20 protein-coding genes are annotated in these 23,565 nt (G+C 52.0%); 17 read left to right on the forward strand and 3 right to left on the reverse strand.

The features are described 5' to 3' along the window. Positions 1-28 precede the first annotated feature (28 nt). Positions 29-1,879: a stalk domain-containing protein gene (locus D7Z26_RS01795; RefSeq protein WP_120974178.1), complete on the forward strand. Its 1,851-nt coding sequence runs from the start codon at positions 29-31 to the stop codon at positions 1,877-1,879. Between the two features lie 217 nt (positions 1,880-2,096). Further along, complete coding sequence (locus tag D7Z26_RS01800; protein ID WP_407643471.1) at positions 2,097-3,023, forward strand: CapA family protein; 927 nt, start codon at positions 2,097-2,099, stop codon at positions 3,021-3,023. 33 nt (positions 3,024-3,056) lie between these two features. Here D7Z26_RS01800 and pdxR read toward each other — a convergent pair whose 3' ends face one another. Further along, the gene (gene pdxR, locus D7Z26_RS01805) at positions 3,057-4,508 is read right to left on the reverse strand and encodes a MocR-like pyridoxine biosynthesis transcription factor PdxR (protein WP_120974182.1); all 1,452 of its coding nucleotides are present in this window, start codon (positions 4,506-4,508) and stop codon (positions 3,057-3,059) included. Positions 4,509-4,639: 131 nt separating this feature from the next. On the opposite strand from pdxR, the gene D7Z26_RS01810 reads away from it, so the two are divergent. Next, positions 4,640-5,248, forward strand: coding sequence for a LysE/ArgO family amino acid transporter (locus D7Z26_RS01810; protein WP_120974184.1), 609 nt, complete (start codon positions 4,640-4,642; stop codon positions 5,246-5,248). A gap of 27 nt (positions 5,249-5,275) precedes the next feature. On the opposite strand, the gene D7Z26_RS01815 is transcribed toward D7Z26_RS01810, so the two are convergent. After that, positions 5,276-6,160, reverse strand: coding sequence for a LysR family transcriptional regulator (locus tag D7Z26_RS01815; protein ID WP_120974186.1), 885 nt, complete (start codon positions 6,158-6,160; stop codon positions 5,276-5,278). A gap of 140 nt (positions 6,161-6,300) precedes the next feature. Here D7Z26_RS01815 and D7Z26_RS01820 point away from each other — a divergent pair, with 140 nt between their 5' ends. Genes D7Z26_RS01820 through D7Z26_RS01835 form a run of 4 tightly spaced genes read left to right on the forward strand, consistent with a single transcriptional unit; the run spans position 6,301 to position 9,651 of the window. Beyond that, entirely contained in the window at positions 6,301-7,080 is a 780-nt protein-coding gene (locus D7Z26_RS01820) for a 3-hydroxybutyrate dehydrogenase (RefSeq protein ID WP_120974188.1), read from the forward strand. Between the two features lie 14 nt (positions 7,081-7,094). Then, a complete protein-coding gene (locus D7Z26_RS01825) occupies positions 7,095-7,805 on the forward strand; it encodes a CoA transferase subunit A (RefSeq protein ID WP_120974190.1) in 711 nt (236 codons plus the stop codon). After that, positions 7,802-8,470 carry a 3-oxoacid CoA-transferase subunit B gene (locus D7Z26_RS01830; protein WP_120974192.1) on the forward strand — a complete coding sequence of 223 codons (669 nt, stop codon included), beginning with the start codon at positions 7,802-7,804 and terminating at the stop codon, positions 8,468-8,470. The genes D7Z26_RS01825 and D7Z26_RS01830 overlap by 4 nt, the downstream gene beginning before the upstream one ends. Next, positions 8,467-9,651 (forward strand): acetyl-CoA C-acetyltransferase, encoded by a 1,185-nt coding sequence (locus D7Z26_RS01835; protein WP_120974194.1) that lies wholly within the window; start codon positions 8,467-8,469, stop codon positions 9,649-9,651. The genes D7Z26_RS01830 and D7Z26_RS01835 overlap by 4 nt, the downstream gene beginning before the upstream one ends. A 76-nt stretch (positions 9,652-9,727) precedes the next feature. On the opposite strand, the gene D7Z26_RS01840 is transcribed toward D7Z26_RS01835, so the two are convergent. Continuing rightward, on the reverse strand, positions 9,728-10,387 hold the full coding sequence (locus D7Z26_RS01840; RefSeq protein ID WP_158602148.1) for a GntR family transcriptional regulator: 660 nt from the start codon (positions 10,385-10,387) through the stop codon (positions 9,728-9,730). A 142-nt stretch (positions 10,388-10,529) separates the two neighbouring features. On the opposite strand from D7Z26_RS01840, the gene D7Z26_RS01845 reads away from it, so the two are divergent. From D7Z26_RS01845 to D7Z26_RS01890, 10 genes are all read left to right on the forward strand, one after another. After that, positions 10,530-11,237 carry a PIG-L deacetylase family protein gene (locus D7Z26_RS01845; RefSeq protein ID WP_120974198.1) on the forward strand — a complete coding sequence of 236 codons (708 nt, stop codon included), beginning with the start codon at positions 10,530-10,532 and terminating at the stop codon, positions 11,235-11,237. Positions 11,238-11,281: 44 nt separating this feature from the next. Beyond that, positions 11,282-11,596 carry a cupin domain-containing protein gene (locus D7Z26_RS01850; protein WP_233566553.1) on the forward strand — a complete coding sequence of 105 codons (315 nt, stop codon included), beginning with the start codon at positions 11,282-11,284 and terminating at the stop codon, positions 11,594-11,596. A 4-nt stretch (positions 11,597-11,600) separates the two neighbouring features. Further along, the gene (locus D7Z26_RS01855) at positions 11,601-12,722 is read left to right on the forward strand and encodes a mandelate racemase/muconate lactonizing enzyme family protein (protein ID WP_120974202.1); all 1,122 of its coding nucleotides are present in this window, start codon (positions 11,601-11,603) and stop codon (positions 12,720-12,722) included. Positions 12,723-12,737: 15 nt separating this feature from the next. Continuing rightward, positions 12,738-13,748, forward strand: a complete 1,011-nt coding sequence (locus D7Z26_RS01860) for a zinc-dependent alcohol dehydrogenase (RefSeq protein ID WP_233566554.1) — start codon at positions 12,738-12,740, stop codon at positions 13,746-13,748. Between the two features lie 106 nt (positions 13,749-13,854). After that, positions 13,855-14,574, forward strand: a complete 720-nt coding sequence (locus tag D7Z26_RS01865) for a FadR/GntR family transcriptional regulator (RefSeq protein WP_120974204.1) — start codon at positions 13,855-13,857, stop codon at positions 14,572-14,574. After that, the gene (locus D7Z26_RS01870; RefSeq protein ID WP_120974205.1) at positions 14,571-15,722 is read left to right on the forward strand and encodes a trans-sulfuration enzyme family protein; all 1,152 of its coding nucleotides are present in this window, start codon (positions 14,571-14,573) and stop codon (positions 15,720-15,722) included. The genes D7Z26_RS01865 and D7Z26_RS01870 overlap by 4 nt, the downstream gene beginning before the upstream one ends. A 34-nt stretch (positions 15,723-15,756) precedes the next feature. Then, positions 15,757-18,567, forward strand: a complete 2,811-nt coding sequence (locus tag D7Z26_RS01875; RefSeq protein WP_120974207.1) for a glycosyl hydrolase — start codon at positions 15,757-15,759, stop codon at positions 18,565-18,567. After that, positions 18,564-21,740: an alpha-L-rhamnosidase gene (locus tag D7Z26_RS01880; RefSeq protein WP_120974209.1), complete on the forward strand. Its 3,177-nt coding sequence runs from the start codon at positions 18,564-18,566 to the stop codon at positions 21,738-21,740. Before D7Z26_RS01875 ends, D7Z26_RS01880 begins: the two co-directional genes overlap by 4 nt. 9 nt (positions 21,741-21,749) lie before the next feature. Then, a complete protein-coding gene (locus tag D7Z26_RS01885; RefSeq protein WP_120974210.1) occupies positions 21,750-22,673 on the forward strand; it encodes a DMT family transporter in 924 nt (307 codons plus the stop codon). After that, positions 22,645-23,547: a sugar phosphate isomerase/epimerase family protein gene (locus tag D7Z26_RS01890; RefSeq protein WP_120974213.1), complete on the forward strand. Its 903-nt coding sequence runs from the start codon at positions 22,645-22,647 to the stop codon at positions 23,545-23,547. Before D7Z26_RS01885 ends, D7Z26_RS01890 begins: the two co-directional genes overlap by 29 nt. Positions 23,548-23,565 lie beyond the last annotated feature (18 nt).

Consider the following 23,565-nt stretch of genomic DNA (forward strand, 5'->3'; position numbering starts at 1 on the left):
TATTCACAAAGGGGCACCATGTATCATTATGCGTCTTAAATTAATTGCAAACCTGTTAGGAGTCGTCATGCTGGCGCTTGCCGCCGCACCGGTTGCGCAGGCGGACGGGGCTGCGCAAAACATCTCCGTTTATATTAACGGCTCGGCTGTGACGATGCCGGCGAAGCCTTATATAGACAAGGGTGTGACGATGGTGCCGTTTAGGGCGATTTTTGACGCGCTGCGCTTAACCGTCGCCTGGGACAAGTCGACGCAGACCGTTGAAGGCTTGAATAGTTGGACCCGGATTAAGCTTTCTGTCGGAAGTGGATCTGCCAAGGTGAACGGGATCGATATGGCTTTGCAGACGCCGGCCGAAATCAAAAATGGATCGATTTACGTGCCGCTACGGTTTGTCGGTGAAGCGACAGGCAACGTCGTCAAGTGGGACGCGGCAGCCCGGCGGATCGATATTCGAGCTGGAAACACTTTGAAAGGTCAGGTTTTCAATATTGACGGCAGCACGGTCGGAAGCGGCAAGCATGTGCGTCTATTCAAGATGGACGGCGAAGAATTGGTTCGTGCCGGAGAAGTGCAGACCTCCAGGAACGGCGAATTTCACTTCGAAAACCTGGCGGCTGGCACCGATTACTTCGTCCAAGGAAAATGGCCAGATGATGCGGATATCGGAACATGCTGGTTCCAGTTTCGCGCATATGGCAACTGTGCGCGGCTGACGACGGCTCCTGCTCATCAGGCTTCCTTTCAAATCCTGTCGCCGGACGGCATTCCGTTATTCAATCAGTTGAAGCCTCTATCCATTGCCGAAAACGGTAGTGTGATCGACCTCTTAGATCGTCCGGTGCTTGAGTATGTAGCCGATCAATTGCAGGACGGGCATACGTACACGGTCACAGTCAATAATCCTTTGGATTGGTCCGAACGATACACTCCTCCCGAGCCGTACACCTTTACTTATCATGACGGAGATGTAATTAGGCATCAATTCATGATGTCGCAACTTAAATTGTCGCCTGTGCAAGTATCGGGACAGCTGACGGACGAGACAGGCAATCCACTCGGCGGGTTCACCGTGAAAATCTCTCCGGATTCCGGAACATCGGTGGTTCCCGACGTCTATACGAAAACGGATGGAAGATTCGCAATTAGGGGGCTTATCCCCGGCCAATCGTACATGCTTGAAGTAAAAGCTCCACGGCGGGCTAGCCATGCTTCAGGGAAAACTGTCTTCGAAAAACCAGCCATCGGCAACTTGATGTCTTTATCAAAGGTAATTACGTACGACGGGACATCGCTTGATTTGGGAAACCTCAAGATGAATCGCATCCAGATGATCGCCAGGATTGTAGACGGGGAAGGCAATCCGCTGAACGGATTTTCTTTGCTGCAAGACGCAAATGGCAGCAATGCCGGCCAAACCGACCTTCTCTTTGACGGATATGTTGCCGCTGGCGGAATGATGGAAGGGAATACGTATACGTGGAAGGCTTTGAGCGTCAATTTCTATCCGATAAATGGCATTAATTTCATGAGTACGATTAAATCCAGCCCGGCCTATTATACCTTCGTGTACGAGCCTGGGCTCGGCGAGCATACGTTTACAACCATTTTCGGTGATAAGTCGATAAGCGGAATCGTCAACTCGAAAGACGGGAGGACGGAAGTAGGAGCTAGCGTCACCGTTGAATTCACGAATGGGGATTCGGTTGTTCGCACGGTTACGGTGACTTCGGACGGCAACGGCCGTTATTACATCCCGATGCAAGCCAACAAGACGGGCCGGATTTACGCCGTTTCCGCAGATGGGATGCGCAAATCGTCTAAGATCGAATTCGATAGTTCGCTTGTCAATACGTTGCCCGGTCTTGTCCTTCAGTGATCAAAAGTTTGATGGAGCGATCCTAAGTCGCATTTACTATTAGCGAGCCTTCTTCTAAATAGGAGGCTCGCTTTCTGTTATAGATCAACGGATCAGTCAGGGTATTTTCGATACGCCACATATGGATCAGGTGAAAGAATCTACTATATAAGCTAACTAAGGGCCCAACTTGCAAGCATTTTAATTTTCTAACGCATAAGGTGTAAGCAGGAAAGGAGTGGGTGGATTGACGACAATCACAATCGCTGCAGTCGGGGATTTGTTGATGAAAAAGCGGATGATCGTCTCGGCCACGCGGGAAGGCCGGTTCGACCCTATTTTTTCCAAAGTGAAACCCTATTTGCGGAAATCCGATTTAACGATAGGCAATCTGGAGACGACCTTCTCCGGCAACAATTTTCGCGAAGAGTCCGGCAAATTGTTGTTCAGTTCCCCGGACAAATTTGCTGCTACGCTCCGGAACTTGGGCTTCGATGTATTAGGCACGGCCAATAACCATTGTATGGACGGGAAACTATCCGGTTTGAAGCGGACATTAAACGTCCTCGATCGACACGGTCTGCGACATACGGGCACGTATCGCTCCGCCCGGGAAGCCCGCCGGAAACTGATTGTTGACGTAAAGGGAATAAAAATCGGAATATTGGCTTATACGAAAGGAACGAACGGGATCCCCGTGCCGGAGCCGCGGTTAGTCAACCGGATAAACCGGGAAAAAATAATCGCGGACGTACTTAGCTTGAAGAGCAGAACAGATTTTATCATCGCCTGCCTGCATTTCGGGAAAGAATTTCGTACTTATCCCGACCGTAACCAAATTCGGCTCATTCGGCTGTTGTTTAATAATGGCGTGAATGTAGTGTTGGGAGCGCATCCCCACGTGTTGCATCCGATAAAAATGTATAAGTCGAAGGACAAAGATGGATTCATTAGAAATCGAGTAATGGCGTCTTCTCTAGGAAATTTCGTATCCACCGAACTTCCACGGCATACCGCTAGACTGCGAGGAACAATCTTGAGGTTAACCCTAACAAAGAATGCAAAAGGGATAACGGATGTGTTGAAAATGTCATGTGTGCCAACCCGTATTCTGCAAAATATTGGGAAGAAAAACGTTTATCGGGTTGTGCCGAATCATCAATGAATATCGACGATTTAATGCCGCCAAATCGAATGACTAAACAGAAGGTTTGCTGATTTCCTTGACCAGATCAGCCAATTTGGATAATCCCCGCTCCAGTTCATTCGGCTTGGCGTAGGCGTAAGAAATGCGCAAGAAGTTTCCCGCACTCCTATCATAGATGGATCCCGGATTTAACAATATCCCTGCTTTCAATGCGTGATCAAACAGCATCTGCATCGGTACATCGACCGTGAATCGTATCCAAATGTAAAATCCACCTGAAGGTACCGACCACGTTGCAATCCCCAAGAAATGAGTTTCCAACAATTGAAGCGTCAGATCTCGTCTTCTCTTCAAATGATCTCTAATATGGGCCGCATGTTCTTGGTATAAGCCACTTCCTATCCATTCAGCAGCGGCCCACTGGGAGATCGAGCTTGAACCGTAATCAAACTGCATTTTGATATCAGCTAACCGATCGATAACGGCTTCCGGTGCGACAACCCAACCAATTCTTAGTCCCGGGCTTAAAGATTTGGACAAGCTTCCCAAGTATAGAACCAATGCATTCGGATCCCTTGCCTTGAGAGGCAAAGGAGGAGGTTCATCGAACCAAAGCTCCCTGTATACATCATCTTCAATAATCGGGAGTCCCTCGTCCGCACATACCTTCATCAGTTCTTGACGTCTAGACTCGGACATCATGCAACCTGTTGGATTGTGGAAAGAAGGGATGGTATACAGCAGCGAAGCGTTATAGCCCTTCATGTAACGACTTATCTGATTGGTTTGGATGCCCTCTGCGTCCAGTGGTAGACCGATCAATTTAATCGCGTTTGATTGAAAGACGTGAACGGAATAGAGGTAAGAAGGCTTCTCCAAAAGAATGGATGAACCCCTTTGAAGCAATCCCATAGAGATGAGTTGTAAACCTTGGAGCGCGCCGGATACGATCAGTATATTGGAAGGGGAAGACTGGATTCCGAGTCCGCGTAAGTATTCCACGACTTGTTCCCGCAAATACCGGTTCCCCTTTGGTTCTTCATAGCCCAATGTAAATGAATTCGCAGAAAATTTATCAAATATTTTCTTCATCTGAGCGGAGGGAAGCAAGTCTGGAGAAAGCTCGCCAGTCCCAAGCCGGATAATTCCTTCTTGAAATTCTGCGCGGTTAATGTGCTGGATGGCAGGCTGATTCGGATAATGATTGCCTGATTGCACATAAGAACTCCAGTCCGGAGGAGGAGATGCCGCGAGTAAATTCCATGTGTTATTGACGACTTTAGTTCCGCCTTTGGTGTTACCCTCAAGTAACCCCTCCGCCATTAAATCGCTCAGCGCGCTTACAACCGTACTTCGATTCACGTTAAAATGCTCGGCCAGCGCACGCTGCGAAGGGATTTTGGTCCCCACAACCCACTCGCCAAGCGCTATTTTATTTTTAATAACCTCTTTAATCTGAATATACAAAGGAGTTTCGGATGAGAAGTCCGGTTTCCAGTCCATATGAAAATCCTCTCCTTAATGCCTGCAGTATAACATTTGGTTGGTACCCAAGTCATCCATTTGGATGGAGACGAATCGCAGGATCGACCTATACTAGAGAGTATTCGTTACGAGGATAGGAGAATATGATCATGCTGGAAATAGTATTACACGGACTACTTTTGGGTTTCGGGCTTATTCTGCCTTTAGGGGTACAAAATTTGTTCGTATTTAATCAAGGTGCAAATCAACCTTCTTTTATTAGAGCACTGCCTGCAATCCTCACGGCATCCATTTGCGATACGATACTTATCTTCACGGCGGTTATAGGCGTGTCCTTCGTCGTCTTATCTTTCTCTTGGCTGCAGACAGCCCTCTATGGGTTCGGATTTCTCTTTTTGATGTATATGGGGTGGGTAATCTGGAAGAGTGAACCACACGGGGGTGCATCGCAACGAAAAAGTGAACCGAAACAACAAATTCTTATTGCTGCTTCCGTGTCCTTATTAAATCCTCACGCTATTATGGATACGATCGGGGTCATTGGGATTAACTCTTTGAATTATAGCGGTTCAGAGAAATGGATATTCACGCTCAGCATTATTCTGGTTTCCTGGATTTGGTTTTTTGGATTGGCATTCGTGGGTCGCCAGGTAGTGAAACTCGATTCCAGAGGTAAGTTCATATCCAAATTAAATAAGGTTTCGGCGATCATGATTTGGGGTCTGGCTTTCTATATGGGGTTATCGCTTTGGCATTAGACCGGACAATAGAAAGGTGAAGCAATCTCACGGGTGAAAAGCTTGCCTCGCGAAATCGATGAAGCTGCGCGCAGCATGCGACAAGTAATCATCCTTGCGCCAGATGATCGCGACGTTCCAGGGGATTGGCGGGTTCAGACTGCGAATGACCCGAATTCGATCCGGCTCGATCCGGTCGAAGATGACTTCCGGCATCAGTGTGATGCCCAGATTCGCCGCAACCATCTCGAAAATGAAATCCCAATGCGAGCTCTCGAAAATGATATTCGGCTCGAAGCCTTCCCGAATGCAAGCTTCCCGGACGCTGATGTTTACTTTGAAAGTATTGCCGAACAGGATGAATTTCTCATTTCGTAAATCCCGGATTCGAACTTCCTCGCGGCGGGCAAGAGGATGGCTAGGGTGTACGCCGAGCGTAATGACGCGGTTAATGATCGGCTCGATATGAAATTTGCTCTCGTCTACGGGCAGCATGACGACGGCCATCTCGAGCGTGCCTTCCTGAACCGATTGCTCCAGAACTTTGCTCCCGTGCTCCATGAACGAAAGGGAGATGGCAGGGTGCCGCTCGATGAATTTCGCGATCAATCCAGGGAACAGTCGGGCGCCGATTAGCGGCGGAATGCCGATCTTGATGCTGCCTCTTCGCAGCTCCGTCAAGTCAGAGATTGCGGATTGAAGTCCGGACAGCGAATTCGCGACCCCTTGCGCATGCAAACGCAGCAGCTCGCCGGCTTCGGTGAGCCGCGCGGTCCGGGTCGTCCGGTTGAACAGCGTAACGCCTAGTTCGTTCTCTAGGAGCTTGATCGCTTTGCTCAAATTCGGTTGAGAGACGTGCAAGCTTTCGCTGGCTCTCGTGAAGTTAGCGAACTTCGCGATCTCCAGGAAATAAACAAGATGACGGACCTCCATACAATCCCCGCTTTCTCATATATTCCAATTCGGAATTAATCTTATTCTACATATGTATTTCACTTATTGATAGAGTGTTTGTAAACTCTGGATAGCATCCGGTTTGAAAGTTCCGATATTCGGTTAGGAGGCTATTCTCGATGTTATTGGAAAAGAAAGTCGCGTTGATTACGGGAGCTGCGAGCGGAATCGGTCTGGCGATCGCGCGGAAGTTCGCGGACGAAGGGGCGATCGTCGCCATCGCCGACCGAAGAGGCGAAGCCGCGATCACCGCTGCGCGCAGTCTGGAAGAAAGCGGCGCGTTGGCGTTGGGACTTGAGTTGGACGTGACGCACGAATCGCAGTTCGCGGATGCAATTGCATGCGTGGAACGGAAGTACGGACGGTTGGACATTTTGGTGAATAACGCAGGCTTGCAGTATGTGTCGCCGATCGAACATTTTCCGACGGAACAATTCGAATACATGCTCAAGGTGATGGTCACCGGCGCCTTCATCGGCATCAAACACGCTTTCCCGATCATGAAGCAGCAACGCTGGGGCCGCATCCTCAATATGGCTTCGATCAACGGAGTGATCGGTTTCGCCGGCAAGGCGGCTTACAACAGCGCGAAACACGGCTTGATCGGCTTAACGAAAGTCGCGGCGCTTGAAGGAGCCGAGCACGGCATCACCGTCAACGCGCTCTGTCCAGGTTATGTGGATACGCCGCTGGTAAGAGGGCAACTCGGAGATCTGGCGCTCGAGCGCGGCGTGCCGTTAAACAACGTTCTGGAAGAAGTCATTTACCCTCTGGTTCCCCAGCAAAGGCTGCTGGACGTGGAAGAGATCGCGGATTACGCGGTCATGGTCGCTAGCGACAAGCTGCGAGGGGTTACCGGAGCAACGCTTATGATCGACGGCGGTTACACGGCTCAATAGGAGGGATCGGCATCATGGACAAATTAGCGCGTTCGGCCGAAGAGGCAATTCGGAACATTCCGGATGGAGCGACGATCGCGGTCGGCGGATTCGGCTTGTGCGGAATTCCGGAAAATTTGATCGCGGCGCTGCGGGATCGGGGAACAAGCGGATTAACGATCGTTAGCAATAATTGCGGCGTGGACGATTGGGGCCTCGGACTGCTGCTGGCGAATCGGCAGATCAAGAAGATGGTCTCTTCGTATGTCGGAGAGAACAAGACGTTCGAGCAGCAATTCCTGAACGGTGAACTGGAAGTTGAACTCGTCCCGCAAGGGACGCTGGCCGAACGGCTGCGCGCCGGCGGCGCCGGTATTCCGGGTTTTTATACCCCGGCAGGGGTAGGCACGCCGGTGGCGGAAGGTAAGGAGACGAGAACGTTCGACGACCGCGCTTATTTGCTGGAACGAGGGATCAAGACCGACTACGCGTTGGTGAAGGCTTGGAAGGCGGACACTTGCGGCAATCTCGTCTATCGCCGCACTTCCCGCAACTTTAACCCGCTCGCCGCGGCCGCAGGCAAGGTGACAATCGCGGAAGCGGAGGAGATCGTTGACATCGGCGCACTGGATCCGGACGAGATTCATACGCCGGGTATCTTCGTGCAGCACGTCGTGCTTGGCCGGCATTACGAGAAACGGGTCGAGCGCCGAACTACGCGGAGTCCGAAGGGGGAGAACGAATGAAAAGCAGCCGTTCGAAAATCGTGTCGCGAGCGCTTGAGGAGATCAAGTCGGGCATGTATATCAACCTCGGAATCGGGATGCCGACCTTGATCGCGAATGAAATTCCCGCCGAACGCGGCGTGATGCTGCAGTCCGAGAACGGCCTGCTCGGGATCGGCCCCTATCCCGAGGATGGGCTCGAGGACGCCGATCTCATCAACGCGGGCAAGGAGACGGTAACCGCCGTGTCCGGCGCTTCTTGTTTCGACAGCGCGGAGTCGTTCGCGATGATCCGGGGCGGGCATGTCGACCTTGCGATTCTAGGAGGCATGGAAGTCGCGGAGAACGGAGACTTGGCCAACTGGATGATTCCGGGCAAGATGGTTAAGGGAATGGGCGGAGCGATGGATTTGGTCCATGGCGCGAAACGGATCGTCGTCATTATGGAACATGTCAACAAGCAAGGAGAGTCGAAGGTGAAGCGATTCTGCGAGCTTCCGTTGACAGGTCAGCGGGTCGTGCATCGGCTCATCACCGAGCTTGCGGTGTTCGATTTCCATGGCGGGGAGATGACGCTCGTCGAGCTGCAGCCCGATGCAACGCTGGAAGAGGTTCGGGAGAAGACTGAGGCTTATTATCAGGTAAGCACAGGTCTTCTCGGGACCGAAAAGGAGGGGAGGTCATGAGAGAAGTCGTTATCGTCAGCGGCGTTCGCACGGCGATCGGAAGTTTTCAAGGCAGCCTTGCTTCCGTGCCCGCGACTGAATTGGGAGCAATCGTCATTCAGGAAGCGCTCGTGCGCGCCGGATTGCGCGACGAGCAGGTCGACGAAGTCATCATGGGTAACGTGCTTCAGGCGGGACTCGGACAGAATCCGGCAAGGCAAGCATGGCTGCAAGCCGGATTCTCGAACGAAGTTCCGGCCATGACGATCAATAAAGTGTGCGGATCCGGCTTAAAGGCGGTCGTGCTCGGAGCGCAGGCGATCCGGACGGGCGATGCGGATATTGTCGTCGCCGGCGGAATGGAGAACATGAGCCGGGCGCCGTATTTGCTGAACGAGGCGCGTTCGGGTCTTCGAATGGGTGATGCCGCCCTAGTCGATTCGATGATCCGTGACGGCCTATGGTGCGCGATGAGCGACGTGCATATGGGCATTACGGCGGAAAATGTAGCCGCACGCTATCGCATCTCGCGCGAGGAACAGGATGTATTCGCGGCGATGAGCCAGCGGAAGGCAGAACGGGCTTTCGCGGCAGGAGCGTACCAACGGGAAATCGTGCCGGTTCGCGTTCCACAGAAGAAGGGCGAGCCGCTCGTATTCGATAAGGACGAATATCCGCGCTTCGGCACGACGAACGAGACGCTCAGCAAGCTGCGTCCTGCTTTTCAGAAGGACGGAACCGTGACTCCCGGAAACGCGTCCGGCATCAACGACGGTGCCGCGGCGCTCGTCCTGATGTCCGCCGATAAAGCGAACGAACTCGGGATTCGGCCGCTCGCAGCCATTCGCGGTTACGCGAGCAGTGCCATCGACCCTTCGATCATGGGGATGGGCGCATATGCGGCCATGAGCCGACTATTTTCCGCGGTTGGCATCGCTTCGTCGGAAGAAATCGACCTCTTCGAGTTGAACGAGGCGTTCGCCGCGCAGGCGATCGCCGTCGCGAGACAGCTCGGGCTCGATGAAGAACGGCTGAACGTTAACGGAGGGGCGATCGCGCTCGGACACCCGATCGGCGCCAGCGGAGCACGAATTTTGGTTACGCTTCTGCATGAGCTGGAACGAAGGAACGGACGGACAGGCATTGCCGGTCTCTGTATCGGCGGAGGACAAGGTATCGCGATGTTGATCGAGAAGAGATAAGGCCTCGAAGTGGAGTCTGATCCATAAATAAATGCCGCATCCTTGATCCGAATACGATCATCGATGCGGCATTTTGTTATTCAAAACAGAGTAAACAGTCTTCATCTTGGATATGCGTTGCCCAAATCGTTTCGATTCGATCAATCGTTCCTGTGCGAAGAACTTCCATCAATGCAATATGGTCGTTAACCACTTTTTGCAAATCCGTTAATCGGCTTGTGTTCTTAATAAAATGCAACCGGAGCCTGTTTACGATCCCAGACCAAATTTGCGTCGTGTAAGATGAGTTTTCAAGCGCAAGTACGTGTTCGTGAAACCGGATATCATCTTCAACAAGTTCGTATAGGTCGCCTTGATCGGCTGCGATCTTCATGTGATCTACGATTATTTTCATTTTGTCGAAGAAAGTATCATCCATTTTGAGCTGGTTTTGTTTGATTGCGAACATTTCCAGTTGCAAACGAACGGGGATCAATAAATCGACAACCTCATCTTTTCTTACATCGGCGACCATCGTTTCCCGATAGGGGGAACTTACGATAAGTCCCATCGCTTCCAGATCGCGAAGCGCCTCGCGAATAGGTCCTCTGCTGACGGACATCTGTTGCGAGATTTCTAATTCTTTTAATTTATCTCCCGGCTTAAGATGTCCGTGGAGAATGGCGTTTTTTATGTCATTGATCACTCTTTGCCGTAGGGAAAGGTTCTCTTGGCTTTTAAATTGAAAAGGTTCCATCATCAAACTCCTCTTTTTCAACCACCTATAGACATTATAAAGAAAAAGAAAGAAGCAATCAATTGATTGTTCATGATCGATTGTTGACAATTTACAAAGCCGTAATTATGATAACATTAAACCGGTAAAAAGGAGGATCACAATGAACGTATTGGCGATTTGCGCTCATCCTGATGACGCTGAGATCTGGTGCGGCGGTACGTTGGCGAAATACGCAATGCGCGGGGATAAGGTAACCATAGCGATTGCAACCAACGGGGAAGTCGGCTCTGCTACGCATACAAAAGAGGAAATCGCGGATATTCGCAAAAAAGAGACCTTCGCGGCGGCTCAGGTGATCGGTGCGGAAGTCATTTGGATGGGTTACCCCGACGAGTTTTTATTCGATTCGGAAAACACGAGGCTTACTTTTATCGAGGCAATGCGTTCAAGCCATTCTGACGTCGTGCTGACACATTGGCCCGATGATCTCTACAATCCGGATCATACGATTACCGGCAGAATTGCCAACGACGTTGCGATCATGACAACCGTTCCCAACATTAAGACCGCCAGCCCGCCTCTGGATAAAATTCCGATCGTTTATTTTATGGAGAGCGTTGCAGGTCTGGGTTTTCAACCGGAGGAGTACGTTGACATTACGGAAACGTTCGAATTGAAAAGAGAGATGCTTGCCCAACATAAGAGCCAAATCGGCGACTGGCTGCAAGATCAATATGGCTCGAATGCAATGGAAATGATCGAGGTCACTTCCCGGTTCCGAGGGATTCAATGCGGGGTTCGTTATGCGGAAGGATTCATTAGAGCCAAAGCCTATCCTCGGAATATTGTAGGTTCATTACTTCCCTGATTGAAAGGAATGCAGAAAGAATGTCGGTAGGAGAATGGAAGCAAGTGTCGGAGCTTGTGAAACGAAAAGTATTGCCGCCCGGCAAACAATTAATGAGTATGCTGGTCGAGTTTGAACAGGGTGGAATCGGTCCCGAACATGCTCATCCGCACGAACAACTCAGTTATATCGTAACAGGTAAAATACAATTGACCTTAAACGAGCAAGTACTCGTGGCTGTCACAGGGGATCAAATATGGGTTCCGAGTAATACCCCGCACTCAATTATTGCACTGGAAGACTCTCTCTTATTAGAGACATTTACACCGTTGCGCGAAGATTTATTGGAGTCGATTGCCGATTATCAAACAGGGAGATGAACGCATGAAAATTACTGAAGTCGAAGCGATCTATTTGCGAATCCCGGATCTTGACGCTGCTCAATGCGATGGGACACAAGACACCTTGGTCATTCGGATTCATACCGATGAGGGGATAACAGGCGTGGGGGAGGTGGATTCTTCCCCACTCGTAGCCAAAGCAGTAGTGGATGCGCCGGCATCCCACTCGATCGCAGTCGGGCTGCGCAGCTTATTGATCGGGGAGAATCCCATCGAAATCGAACGCCTTTGGGACAAAATGTATCGCGGTACGATCTATTTCGGAAGGTCCGGCCCAGCCTTGCATGCGATGAGCGGCGTGGATATTGCCCTTTGGGATATTTTCGGCAAAGCAATGAATCGTCCTGTCTGCGAGATGATGGGAGGCGTATTCAATTCCAAATTGAAAGCCTATGCGAGCGCGTTAATGCCGGATACGGTCGACGAAGCGGCTCATATGGCTGAGCGATACGCCAAACTAGGGTATCGCGCGATGAAATTCGGTTGGGGCCCGATCGGTAAGGATCCGAAGTTCGACGAGGAACAAATCAAAGCGATTCGCAACGCGGTTGGAGATGAGATCGACATCATGATCGATGCCGGTCTTGCGTGGGACTTAAAGGGAGCCTTGCGGATGGCGGAAGTGTACGAGAAGTATAAAGTCTACTGGCTGGAAGAGCCCGTTCATTCCAATGATATTAAGGGTTATCACGAGCTTTCGAGGCGCACGAGCATTTCTATTGCCGGCGGTGAACAAGAAAGCGGCAGGCTTGCGTTCCAGCGACTTCTGGATGAAGGGGGCTTGGATATTATCCAACCGGATTTGGCCAGAGTCGGAGGATTAACGGAAGGGAAACGAATCGCATATCTCGCGTACGACAGGCACAAAAAAATCGTGCCTCACGCATTCAAGACGGGAATTCTGGTTGCGGCCAGCACGCACTTCGCCGCCGCGATTCCGAACGGCTTTATGATCGAACACACCGTATCGACTTCGCCGCTCGCGAGGGATTTGGTCAGCCGGGAAGTAGAATTCAAAGACGGATACGTTAACGTTCCGCTAAGTCGTCCGGGTTTGGGCATTGAAATCAATGAAACGGTATTGAACCGATATCGAGTCGGATAAGGGGAGCGAAAAATCATGATGAATGCTTTGGTCTATGAAGGGCCGCGCACCATGAACATTCGACAGGTTCCGATCCCGGAGCCGGGCCCAAACGAAGTGTTGATACGAGTTGAGCATGCGGGAATATGCGGGTCGGAGCTTGGAGGTTACCTGGGGCACAATTCCTTGAGGAAACCGCCGCTCATCATGGGGCACGAATTCACCGGCGTAATCGAACGCACAGGCTCAAACACGTTGCGATTTAGGCAGGGTGACCGGGTGACCGTCAATCCGCTCGTGACCTGCGGATCCTGTTTCTATTGCCGCAACGGCCTTTCGCAGCTGTGCGCCGAGCGGGCTTTGCTAGGCGCGCATCTTCCCGGGGCATTTGCGGAATACGTCGCGGTACCGGAGAGGAACGCGTATTTGCTTCCCGAACACGTCACATTCGAACAAGGGGCGTTCGCGGAACCGTTTGCCTGTGCTGTTCACGTATGCAGGTTGCTTGAATTAAAGCCGATCGATCGGCTGCTCATCTATGGGGCGGGGCCGATTGGATTATTCGCATTGCAAGCGGCACAGGCTTTCGGAATTCGGGACGTGGTCGTAATTGATCGGAACGATCATCGGTTGGAAATCGCAGAAGCATTGGGCGGTAAAGCCGCCAAAGGGCTGGACAGCGCGGATGTAGGCTTCGATGCCGCAATCGACGCGGTGGGAGCACAATCGACTCGAACCGGATGCGTAGAAGCCGTGCGGTCGAACGGGAGGGTTGTCTTCACGGGACTGCATGAAGCAGACAGCAATTTGCCCGTGAACCTCATGATTCGCAGCGAGATCTCGGTCAAGGGAGCGTTCGCATATTCGCAAGACGACTTCGAGACCGCGCTTCAGTGGCTCTCAGAAGGGCGAGTCCGGATGATGGAGTGGACGGAGACGGCTCCTCTGTCCCAAGGCGCTTCGTGCTTCGACAAGTTGATCGAGGATCCGGGAAAGGTTGCCAAAATTTTACTGAGCTTACGCACGGAAGCGGAGGAACGGAGTTAACATGAAACTCCTTCGAAGATGTTGACGCCGCATTTGAAATCACTTATATTATCAATAAATTGGTCAGACAACTTACCTATTTGTTGAAAAGGTTGTGATTATTCAAATGCTTAAATCGTTAAAAAGGCAAAAGCTGCATGAGTCGATCTCCGAGGAAGTGCTTAACTTTATTGTTGATAAAGGACTTAGCCAGGGGGATCGCCTACCACCCGAACGGTTTTTCTGCGAACATTTTCAAATCAGCAGAGCTTCTTTCCGGGAAGCGATGAAGAAACTCGAAGGCTATGGAATGATTGAAATCAGACCGGGGAGCGGAATGTATCTTCGGGCCGAGAAAACCATTCTTGGGGAAGTCACGGATTTGAAGCTGCGCATTTCGCTGGAGAAAAGGTCGTTGCTGGAAATATTGGATCTTCGGGAAATGATGGAGCAGTATGCCATCGAGCAGATTGTCAATCAAGGCCAAAGCGCTTGTCTGACGCAATTGGAGACAATTATCGAGGAATACGAGCGGAAACGAAGCAAAGGCGAAATTCCTCGGCAGGAAGACTTTTTGTTCCACAAAACCTTGTATGAAGGTGCTAACAATCGATTGCTGATGAATTTATTTCAGTCGATCGAGGATCTCGAAAGTATGTGGGCGGACCGCGTCCTTGATTCCGTTAACGTCCCGGTATTCGGCAGAGGAACGGAACCGCTACATCGGCAAATTCTAGACGCGATGAAAGCGTCGGATGTGAAAACCGCAAAACGAATTATGCGCAAACATTTCGAAATCCTAAGAAACGACATTTACACCATCGACGAAAGGTTGTTCCAATCATGAAGACAGGTCTGCAGACGATGCTGGCCCACTATGGCGAAGAGAATATCCATGGTGCGGTTATTCCGCCTATTTTTCTAAACTCTACGTTTGTCCATGATTCTTACGAAGCATTCCAAGCGGGGAAAGGCTATTACTACTCCAGGCACAGCAATCCGACATTGGAAGTGCTTGAGAAGAAGCTGTCCGCACTAGAAGGCGGTGAAGCCGCTAAAGTGTTCGCCTCCGGAATGGCCGCAATTTCCACTGTTTTGTTTAACTTCTTGCAGCAAGGCGACCATGTGATTTGCAGTATGCCGGCCTATGGCGGAACCTTTGCGATTCTAGGTCCCTATATGAAAAAGTTCGGTATATCGGTTGATTTTATCGATTTTCGGGAAACGGAACGCGTACGCGCCGCGATTAAACCGAATACCAAATTAATCGTCTGCGAATCGTACTCGACGTTTTTTATGGAAGTCTTTGATGTCGCAGCCATCGTAAGCATCGCCAAGGAACATGGACTGCGTACCGTTATCGACAATACGTGCGCTTCCCCTGCGAATTTTCGCCCGATCGAGTGGGGGATCGATGTCGTCATCCACTCCGCGTCCAAGTATTTGGGAGGACACAGCGATGTAATTGCCGGAGCAGTGATCTCGTCCAAAGCGATAATTGAGAGCATCGAACAGACCGAGTATGTATTATTTGGCGGCGCGTTGGGTCCCTTCGAGGCTTGGCTTGTTACACGCGGATTAAAAACGTTCGGATTAAGGATGAAGCAGCATGCCGACTCGGCTTTGCAGATCGCTAAGATGCTAGAGGAGAACGGCAAAGTGGCGAGAGTGAATTTTCCTTTCCTGCCTAGCCACGAGCAGTATGCGTTAGCCAAGAAGCAATTCGACGAGCCTTCGGGATTGTTAAGCTTCGAGCTTCATGGCGGTAGAGCTGCCGCAGCGCGGGTAATCAACCGATTGAAATATTTCAAGATCGGCGTGAGCTGGGGAGGCTTCGAAAGCCTGGTTTATTCTCCGGGCATGAGCGGGGAGAACGAACAATTTACGGGGACGGAATATGATCCTCGGATGGAGCATCTGATCCGGATTTCCGTCGGACTTGAAGATCCGGTTGATTTAATGGAGGATTTGCAATCGGCTTTGGAAAGCGCTTAATTCTCATAAAACTTGAAGAACGGCAGGTATCGAGATGAGCAGATCCCATATAGACTATCAGAAATTATTGCAAAATCCGTCGGAAGAAGCGAGAAGTTTTACGCGTTGGTGGTGGTATGGAGCGGCCGTAACGAAAGAGGAAGTTCGCCGGGAGCTTGCCTATATGAAAGAAGCTGGTCTGGCCGGGGTTGAAATTCAAGTCACTTACCCGCTTCAGGAGGACACCGAGGCGCAAGGCATTAAAAATCGGATGTATCACTCGCCGGAATTTATCGAGATTATGGACTATACGCTGACGGTAGCCGAGGAAATGGGAATGTTCGTGGATTTGACGCTCGGCTCCGGCTGGCCGTTCGGAGGCCCGTTTGTCCCTTACGACATGGCGCCGGAAATCTTGATTCCCTACCAAATTGATCTTATAGGTCCAACTGAATTTGAGCGGGATTTTACGACGATGCTGCCAGGCACGCCTTGCAGGGCCGTGATGGGTAAATTCGAGAATGGCGTCATCCTTGCGGATACGTTAGTGGATATCTCGGATCATTTGGACGTTACTTGGCTGCACGGTTGGGAATGGGGACATTGCCTGAACAAGATCAGCATCCCGGAAGGCCATTGGAAAATTTACATCTTTATCACAAGCCTGTATAAGCAGCAGGTGGGCATACCAGCGCCGGGAATGGAAGGTTACGCGATCGACCATTGCCGGAAGGATGTGTCCGACTTTTACTTCGCGCAATTTGGCGACCCGCTGGTGGAGAAGCTGGGGCAAGGTCGCATCCGCGCTTTCTTCTGCGATTCAATCGAGCTGGGTGGCAACAACTGGACGCAGATTATGCCGGAGCAATTTCTCGCTCGCAGAGGATATGAGTTGACGCCGTTTATGCCGGCCCTATGGGCGGACGTCGGCGACATTACGGCGGATATCCGCTATGACTTCTACAAAACGTTTTCGGAGTTAACGATCGAGAACTTTTTCCGCAATTTTACCGCATGGAGCCACTCTAAGGGAGTAAAAACCAGAATACAGGCGCATGGGACCTGGGGCGATATCCTACAGGCCTATGCGGCGGCTGATTATCCGGAAGGCGAAACTTTTGGTCCGAATGACAAGTACGAGGTGAACACGGTACATCGCAGATTGGCTACCTCGGCCGGTCACGTATACGGGCGCAAGGTCATTTCGAACGAGACTTTCACTTGGCTGCGCGTGCCGCGTTTTATGGAAACGCTGGAAATGATGAAAGCGGCGGTCGATGCGGTGTTCCTGGACGGTATTAATCAAATCGTCAATCACGGCTATTCCTACTCGCCGGAATCGGCAGGCAAGCCGGGATGGGCTTTCTATGCCTCATCCTTTATTTCTCATAACAATACATGGTGGGAGTACTACCCGATCCTTTCTTCCTATATTCATACGGTTTCTGCATTCTTGCAAACGGGTGACAGCTACGCGGAAGTTGCGATCTATTTGCCGCAGTCCGATATTTGGTCCACGATGCCGATAGCCGAACTGCATCTGGGGATGAAACTAGAGGAGCATATGGGCAAAAGCTTGGTCAATCTGGTGCACAAGTCGGGCTATTATTTCGATTTTCTGAATGATGAAGCCATTACCGATTTGTCTCGTCTGACAGACTCCGGATTGGAAATCGGCGCCAATCGATACAAAACGATAATTTTGCCGAAGGTGACCCGACTGCCTCTGAATACGGCCAACCAACTGTTGGAATACGTGCGAGCGGGGGGCATTCTCATTGCCGTATCGGATCGACCGTGCACCGTGCCCGGATATATCGACAGAGAGGCAAACAATCGACGTCTCGATCAGATCATGGAACAATTGATGGATAGCGAAGCTGGCAGTTGGAAGACAGTCGGAAAAGGCAAAACGATCCTTGTCGAGGATGAAGTTCAGTTGATCGCGCGGTTAAAAGAGTCGGAGGCTCCCGATGTGGCGATCGAATCGATAGATGAGGCGGCAGGCTCGAACGTAGCAGCGCAGTCGATCGGTTACGTGCATCGGATTCATGAGGGCGGTCATATTTACTTTGTGGCGAACGTGTGCGGTGAAGAACGGAAAGCGCGCATGCGGTTTAAATACGGTAGTCGGACAGCGGCCGTGCTTGATCCGATGACCCGCCAGACTGTTCGGCACGTCCAGCTTCCTCCGGGCAGCGACGAAGCTAGCATTGAATTTGCATTCGAGCCGTTTCAGTCTTTCGTCGTTGTCTTCGATGACCAGCTCGCGGAAGCGGCGGAAGTTGGGGAAGACGGGACACTGCCGGCAGTGCCACGGGTTGACCGCTCAATAGACATTACGGATAGCTGGACGCTGCGCATTCCTGAAGCGAACTTTGAGCGCAAGCTGGAGAAATTGCAAACCTGGGAGCAGTTCGCGGATGTGAAATATTACTGCGGAAGTGCGTTCTACGACAAAAAAGTGACGATATCTGCAATCCATCCGGGGGAGAGCGTTTGGCTGAATCTGGAAGGCGTTCACGAAGTGGCTGAAGTATTCGTGAACGGCAGCAGCGCGGGAGTACTCTGGAAAGCGCCAAGACGTCTTGATCTGACGGATTGGTTAACTGAAGGAGAGAACGAGCTGTCCATTAAAGTCGTGAACTTGTGGATTAATCATATGCTGTCTCCGGATTTGCACGAACCGCAGCCGGAAAGTCCCGTGTCGAACAATTGGCCGTATTTTACGGAGAAAATAAAACAAATTCGCGACAAGCGACTGAACGCCCATAACGAAAGGAAACGTGTTCAGTCGCCGCAGCCTTCCGGACTTTCCGGGCAAGCGACGTTGATGATTCGGCACGGGGGGCTTGAGCAAAGATGAGCGCAAATATAAGTAATCATGCTGCAGTATCCGCTTTCGAATTGAAAACGGAGAATACCGTCAATCCCCTGGGGATCAGCACGATGCTGCCCTTGTTCAGTTGGAAGCTGGGTGCTTCCAAGCGGGCTCAGCGGCAAACGGGCTACCGTATTATCGTCGATACGGACGAGACGCAAGTGGATCGTTCGATCGGGGGAACCTGGGATAGCGGTAAAGTGGCTTCGGATGAGACGCTGCAAATTCGATATGCGGGAAGTCGGCTGTTATCCGGCCAACGTTACTATTGGAAGGTCATGGTGTGGGACGGAGAAGGCGCCGCTTCGGAATGGAGCTTCACCGCCTGGTTCGAAACGGGTTTGTTGCATTCCGGGGAGTGGCGAGGAGAGTGGATCGGCGGCAATTCGAGCTACAATCCGTTGGACGGCTGCCGGTGGATCTGGCATACGTTAAATCCTCTGGCGGAGGCAGAAGATGAAGCTAGAGTTGTATTCCGCAAAATCATTCGATTGCCTTCGCATAAAGCGTTACGGCAAGCGATCTTCCACGGTACTTGCGGGAGTCTGTTCACTTTATTCGTCAACGGAAGCACGATCGCTAAGCAGAATAAGAGATGGAAGCAGGATTGGTCCTCGCCCTTCTATTATATCGATTTCACCGCCAAGCTGATCGAAGGGGATAACAGCCTCGTATGCGAGGTCGTGAACACGGACTCGGTCCATGCGGGTTTTATTGCCAGCTTCGAGTTGCATTATGAGGATGGCTCCATCGAAAGGATCTCGACCGATTCCACATGGGTTACCTCTATTGCGGACGGAGATGGCTGGAAGCTTGCCGATTATGCGGCTAGCGGTTGGCAGCATGCGAAGGCGATCGCGGAGTTCGGCGATCAGCCGTGGGGACGGATCAAACGAAGAGGTCCGGCTCCGCTGATCCGCAAGGAGTTCACGGTCGAGAAGAAGGCTAAACGAGCCAGGCTGTATATGTGCTGCCTCGGTTATTTTGAACTCAGCTTAAACGGACAGCGGCTGGGCGACGGGTTGCTGCAGCCTGATTATACGCAGTTTCCTAAACGCGTGTATTATCTGACATTCGAAGGCGAGCAGCTTTTGGAAATCGGCAATAACTGTATCGGCGTTGAATTGGGGCGCGGGCATTACGCGTACGGTAAAGACTGGATCGGCGACAATTTAAGCAAGCCCGAGCCAAGCACAGGAACGATTGAACCGAAATTCATGCTGCAATTACAGATAGATTATACGGATGGAACGAGCAGTACGGTAGTCAGCGATCGCTCGTGGTTAACGGCGGACGGTCCAACCCGGGACGATAACATCTGGTATGGCGATAAGTATGATGCGCGCTTTGAGCAGAACGACTGGAACAAGGCCGGATTTCAGAGCAAAGAGTGGGTTCCCGTAAATGTTATGACGCCGGCCGAAGGCGCGATTGAAGCTGTTTTCGTCCCGCCGATCCGCGTTGTCGAAACGATCCCGTTCGCCCTCGTCGCGAACCCGAAACCGAATGTTTACGTGTTCGATTGCGGTAAGGTGACGACCGGCTGGGCGAGATTGACGCTAACTGCTCGACCAGGGGTCAGCGTGAAGCTGATTTACGGAGAAATGCCACGAGCGGATGGCCGGTTGGATACATGGAAGGCGGGCTATGACCATCAATTCTGGGAGAATGCGCAAGAGGATGTTTATGTCTGCAAGGGCGGCGGCGAGGAAAGCTGGGAGCCGAAATTCAGCTATAAAGGCTTTCGTTATATCCAGATCGAGAGCGCTTGCGAGATAAGCGATGTTCGGTTGGAAGCAAAGGTCTTCCACAATGACGTAGGGGCAATTGGCAGCTTCGCAAGCTCGAACGCTTTATTCGACCGCATTCATCGGGCGATGGTGGATACGATGCGGATTAATTTTCACAGCATTCCGACCGATACGCCTTTCCACGAGAAGCGTGGCTGGTTGGGCGATGCGCAAGCGATTGCCGAGTGTGCGGCGATGAATTTCGATCTGACGGCGTTTTTCAGCAAATGGCTTCAGGATATCGCGGATTCGCAGGATGAGCATGGAGCAGTCTGCCATACGGCGCCGGGTCCGTTCCTTTACATGACGCCTACGCCGGCGTGGATGTCGGCATTCGTCATCATCCCGTGGACCTTGTACGAATATTACGGGGATCGGGAGACGATGCGCAAGCATTACGCGGGCATGAAGCGGTATTTGCAATATGAACTGGATCGGCTGGTCGACGGTACGAGTACGGATGAGAGCTATGCGGACTGGGCGGTGCCGGGTCCTTTTATCGGTCCGGAAGGCGGGGATTTGCTGGCGACCGCATACGTACTCCATTCCTGCAACTTGATGGCAAGAATCGCCGAAGTGCTGGGAGAGGAAGCGGATCGCGAGGAGTTCTTGATAGCGGAAGAGCGGCTGAAAGCGGCGTTAAACGAGAAGTTTTATGATGCCGAGAACGATGTCTATCACACGTCAATCGAAGCCGGGTACCGCCAGACTTCCAACGTGCTCCCGGTTGCGTTCGGCGCCGTGCCCGCAGCCAACATCCCTCGCATCATCGAGAATTTGACGCAGGACATTCAGACGCGGACGAACGGGCACTTGGACACGGGCTGCTTCGGTACGAAGTTTTTGGCGCCGGTGTTGACGGAGCACGGGCAAGGCGAAATCGCCTATCAGATCGCGAACCAGACGACATACCCGAGCTGGGGCTATTGCTTGGCCGTCGGCGGCACGACTTTCTGGGAAGCGTGGGAAGCGGAAACACGATCCTACGCCCACTATTTTCTAGGCACGATCGACGATTGGTTCTATAAGCATTTGGCGGGAATCAAGACAGGGACGAACGGGTACCGAACGAGCGTCATCAAGCCGTATATTCTGGGCGACCTGACCCACGTCAGCGGAACGATCGACACCGTCCGGGGCCTAATCGGATCGGCATGGGAGAAGACGGAAGACGGCTTTACCCACACGGTTGCCATTCCGGCGAACACGAACGCAACGATCTACGTTCCGAAGGCCGGAAGCGGCTCTTTAAGGGAGAGCGAACGACCGGCCGAGCTGGCGGAGGGCATCTTCTCGATCGCGGACGAACCCGACTATTGGAAAATCGAAGCGGGATCGGGAACGTATCGATTCGAGTTGTCGGTCTAGCGGAGCGTCATGTCGGACAGAACGGTTATTTTCCAGTTGCTTGGCGTTACTTTGTTATGGGGCGGCAATTACGTGGCCAGCGCTTATTTGCTGACGGAGTTCTCGCCAATTCTTCTGGCTTTCTCTAGGTTAGTGATCACTTGTCTTCTGCTGATCGGGGTGGGCTTCATGAGCAAGAAGATTGCTAAGCCCACCCGGCAAGAATGGGTTCTGCTTTTTCTGATCGGCATTACCAGTTCGCTTATGTACCAAATTTTCTACTTCGTCGGGCTGGAGAACACGAGCGCGGGCAATGCGGCGCTCATTATCGCGCTGTCTCCCATCGCCACGGCTTTCCTGGCGCGCGCGGTCCTTAAGGAAAGAATGACGGGATACAAGCTGATCGGCGCGTTGGCTGCGCTGGTCGGCGTCGCGATTATCGTATTGAACGGCGGCAAAGTGTCGGGCGTGTCGAGCGGAGACTTTTTCATCCTGCTGGCCATGCTGACGTTGGCGACGAGCGTCCTGATGATCCGCAAAGCGACGATGACTCTGAAGTCACGGGACGTCACGATCTATTCCACGATCATCGGCACCTTACTGATGGCTCCCGCGGTCGGAGTTGAACAGTTACAAGGCCATCTGCACTTCAGCGGCCATCCGCTTCCTTGGTTGCTTCTGATCGTCATGGCGTTGTTCGCTCAGGGAATGGCCGGCCTATGGTGGAATAACGGCATTTCCAAGGTCGGCGCCTCGACGAGCGCAATGTACATGAACATTCCGCCGTTCGTCGCGATTCTAGTCGCGCATGTCGTCCTCGGCGATCCGATCCGGCTCGCGCAACTCGCGGGCGGCGCGCTGATCGTCGCGGGCGTTATGGTATCGATCATTAAGAAAAAACATCGAATCGAGGGGAAATCGTGCCATGGCGCCGAATCTGAAGCTTGGCATTAACATGGGGTTCGCGAATAACAAATATCCCGAGCCCAAAGTCTGGACCCGCATCGTCGCGGAAGAGATGGGGCTTAAGTACGTGCAGTTCGTCGCGGACCTGCTGAACGTCTATCTGCCCGACGACATCGTCGAGGAGCAGACGGAGGAAATTATCAAATACGCGGATCAATATAAACTGTCGATCACGAGCAGCTTCCTCAGCTCATATACCCGGGTCAATCACTTTATGCATCCGGACGAGAAACAGCGGAAAGCTTGGTTGAATTGGTTCAAGAAGTTCGCGGTCGTCTCTTCGAGGATGGGGGCCAAGATGACCGGAGGCCATCCCGGTATTCTGACCTTCGCAGACTACGACGATCCGGTCCGCCGGGAAGAAAGGACGGCCGATGGCATTCGGTATTGGCAGGAGCTCAGTTGGTTCTGCCGGGATCTCGGTATGACCTGCATGATTTTCGAGCCGATGTCCATTCCCCGGGAATACGCCAACACGGTCGAGGAAACGAGAGAACTGCTCGCCAGATTAAACGACGGATCGGGCATTCCCTTTAAGCTGTGTTTGGACCCGGGCCATGCCCCGCATCCGAACGATCGCGATCCTTACCGCTGGATTCGCGAACTGGGCAGCGAATCGCCGATCATCCATCTTCAGCAGACGGAAGCCGGACATAGCCGGCACTGGCCGTTCACGAAGCCGTACAACGACATCGGCATCATTCATGCGGACAAAGTCATCGAAGCCCTCGAGGCTTCCGGCGCGACCGAGGCGGAGCTGATCTTCGAAATCTACCACCGCGAGGCGTGGTCGTCGGAGTTCAGCATCATTCCGGACCATCGGGAATCGGTCGATTATTGGCGGCAATACGTGAAGCAATAAGAGGTCATTGGGGAAGGG

The sequence above is a fragment of the Cohnella endophytica genome, assembly GCF_003628305.1.
Lineage (GTDB): Bacteria > Bacillota > Bacilli > Paenibacillales > Paenibacillaceae > Cohnella > Cohnella endophytica.

Bases quoted from the DNA above. Each gene is read 5' to 3' on its own strand.
- D7Z26_RS01820 (WP_120974188.1), top strand. From the start codon at position 6,301: ATGTTATTGGAAAAGAAAGTCGCGTTGATTACGGGAGCTGCGAGCGGA.
- D7Z26_RS01830 (WP_120974192.1), top strand. From the start codon at position 7,802: ATGAAAAGCAGCCGTTCGAAAATCGTGTCGCGAGCGCTTGAGGAGATC.
- D7Z26_RS01845 (WP_120974198.1), top strand. From the start codon at position 10,530: ATGAACGTATTGGCGATTTGCGCTCATCCTGATGACGCTGAGATCTGG.
- D7Z26_RS01890 (WP_120974213.1), top strand. From the start codon at position 22,645: ATGGCGCCGAATCTGAAGCTTGGCATTAACATGGGGTTCGCGAATAAC.
- D7Z26_RS01825 (WP_120974190.1), top strand. From the start codon at position 7,095: ATGGACAAATTAGCGCGTTCGGCCGAAGAGGCAATTCGGAACATTCCG.
- D7Z26_RS01810 (WP_120974184.1), top strand. From the start codon at position 4,640: ATGCTGGAAATAGTATTACACGGACTACTTTTGGGTTTCGGGCTTATT.
- D7Z26_RS01875 (WP_120974207.1), top strand. From the start codon at position 15,757: ATGAGCAGATCCCATATAGACTATCAGAAATTATTGCAAAATCCGTCG.
- pdxR (WP_120974182.1), bottom strand. From the start codon at position 4,508: ATGGACTGGAAACCGGACTTCTCATCCGAAACTCCTTTGTATATTCAG.
- D7Z26_RS01880 (WP_120974209.1), top strand. From the start codon at position 18,564: ATGAGCGCAAATATAAGTAATCATGCTGCAGTATCCGCTTTCGAATTG.
- D7Z26_RS01855 (WP_120974202.1), top strand. From the start codon at position 11,601: ATGAAAATTACTGAAGTCGAAGCGATCTATTTGCGAATCCCGGATCTT.
- D7Z26_RS01860 (WP_233566554.1), top strand. From the start codon at position 12,738: ATGATGAATGCTTTGGTCTATGAAGGGCCGCGCACCATGAACATTCGA.
- D7Z26_RS01795 (WP_120974178.1), top strand. From the start codon at position 29: ATGCGTCTTAAATTAATTGCAAACCTGTTAGGAGTCGTCATGCTGGCG.
- D7Z26_RS01885 (WP_120974210.1), top strand. From the start codon at position 21,750: ATGTCGGACAGAACGGTTATTTTCCAGTTGCTTGGCGTTACTTTGTTA.
- D7Z26_RS01835 (WP_120974194.1), top strand. From the start codon at position 8,467: ATGAGAGAAGTCGTTATCGTCAGCGGCGTTCGCACGGCGATCGGAAGT.
- D7Z26_RS01840 (WP_158602148.1), bottom strand. From the start codon at position 10,387: ATGGAACCTTTTCAATTTAAAAGCCAAGAGAACCTTTCCCTACGGCAA.
- D7Z26_RS01865 (WP_120974204.1), top strand. From the start codon at position 13,855: ATGCTTAAATCGTTAAAAAGGCAAAAGCTGCATGAGTCGATCTCCGAG.
- D7Z26_RS01870 (WP_120974205.1), top strand. From the start codon at position 14,571: ATGAAGACAGGTCTGCAGACGATGCTGGCCCACTATGGCGAAGAGAAT.
- D7Z26_RS01815 (WP_120974186.1), bottom strand. From the start codon at position 6,160: ATGGAGGTCCGTCATCTTGTTTATTTCCTGGAGATCGCGAAGTTCGCT.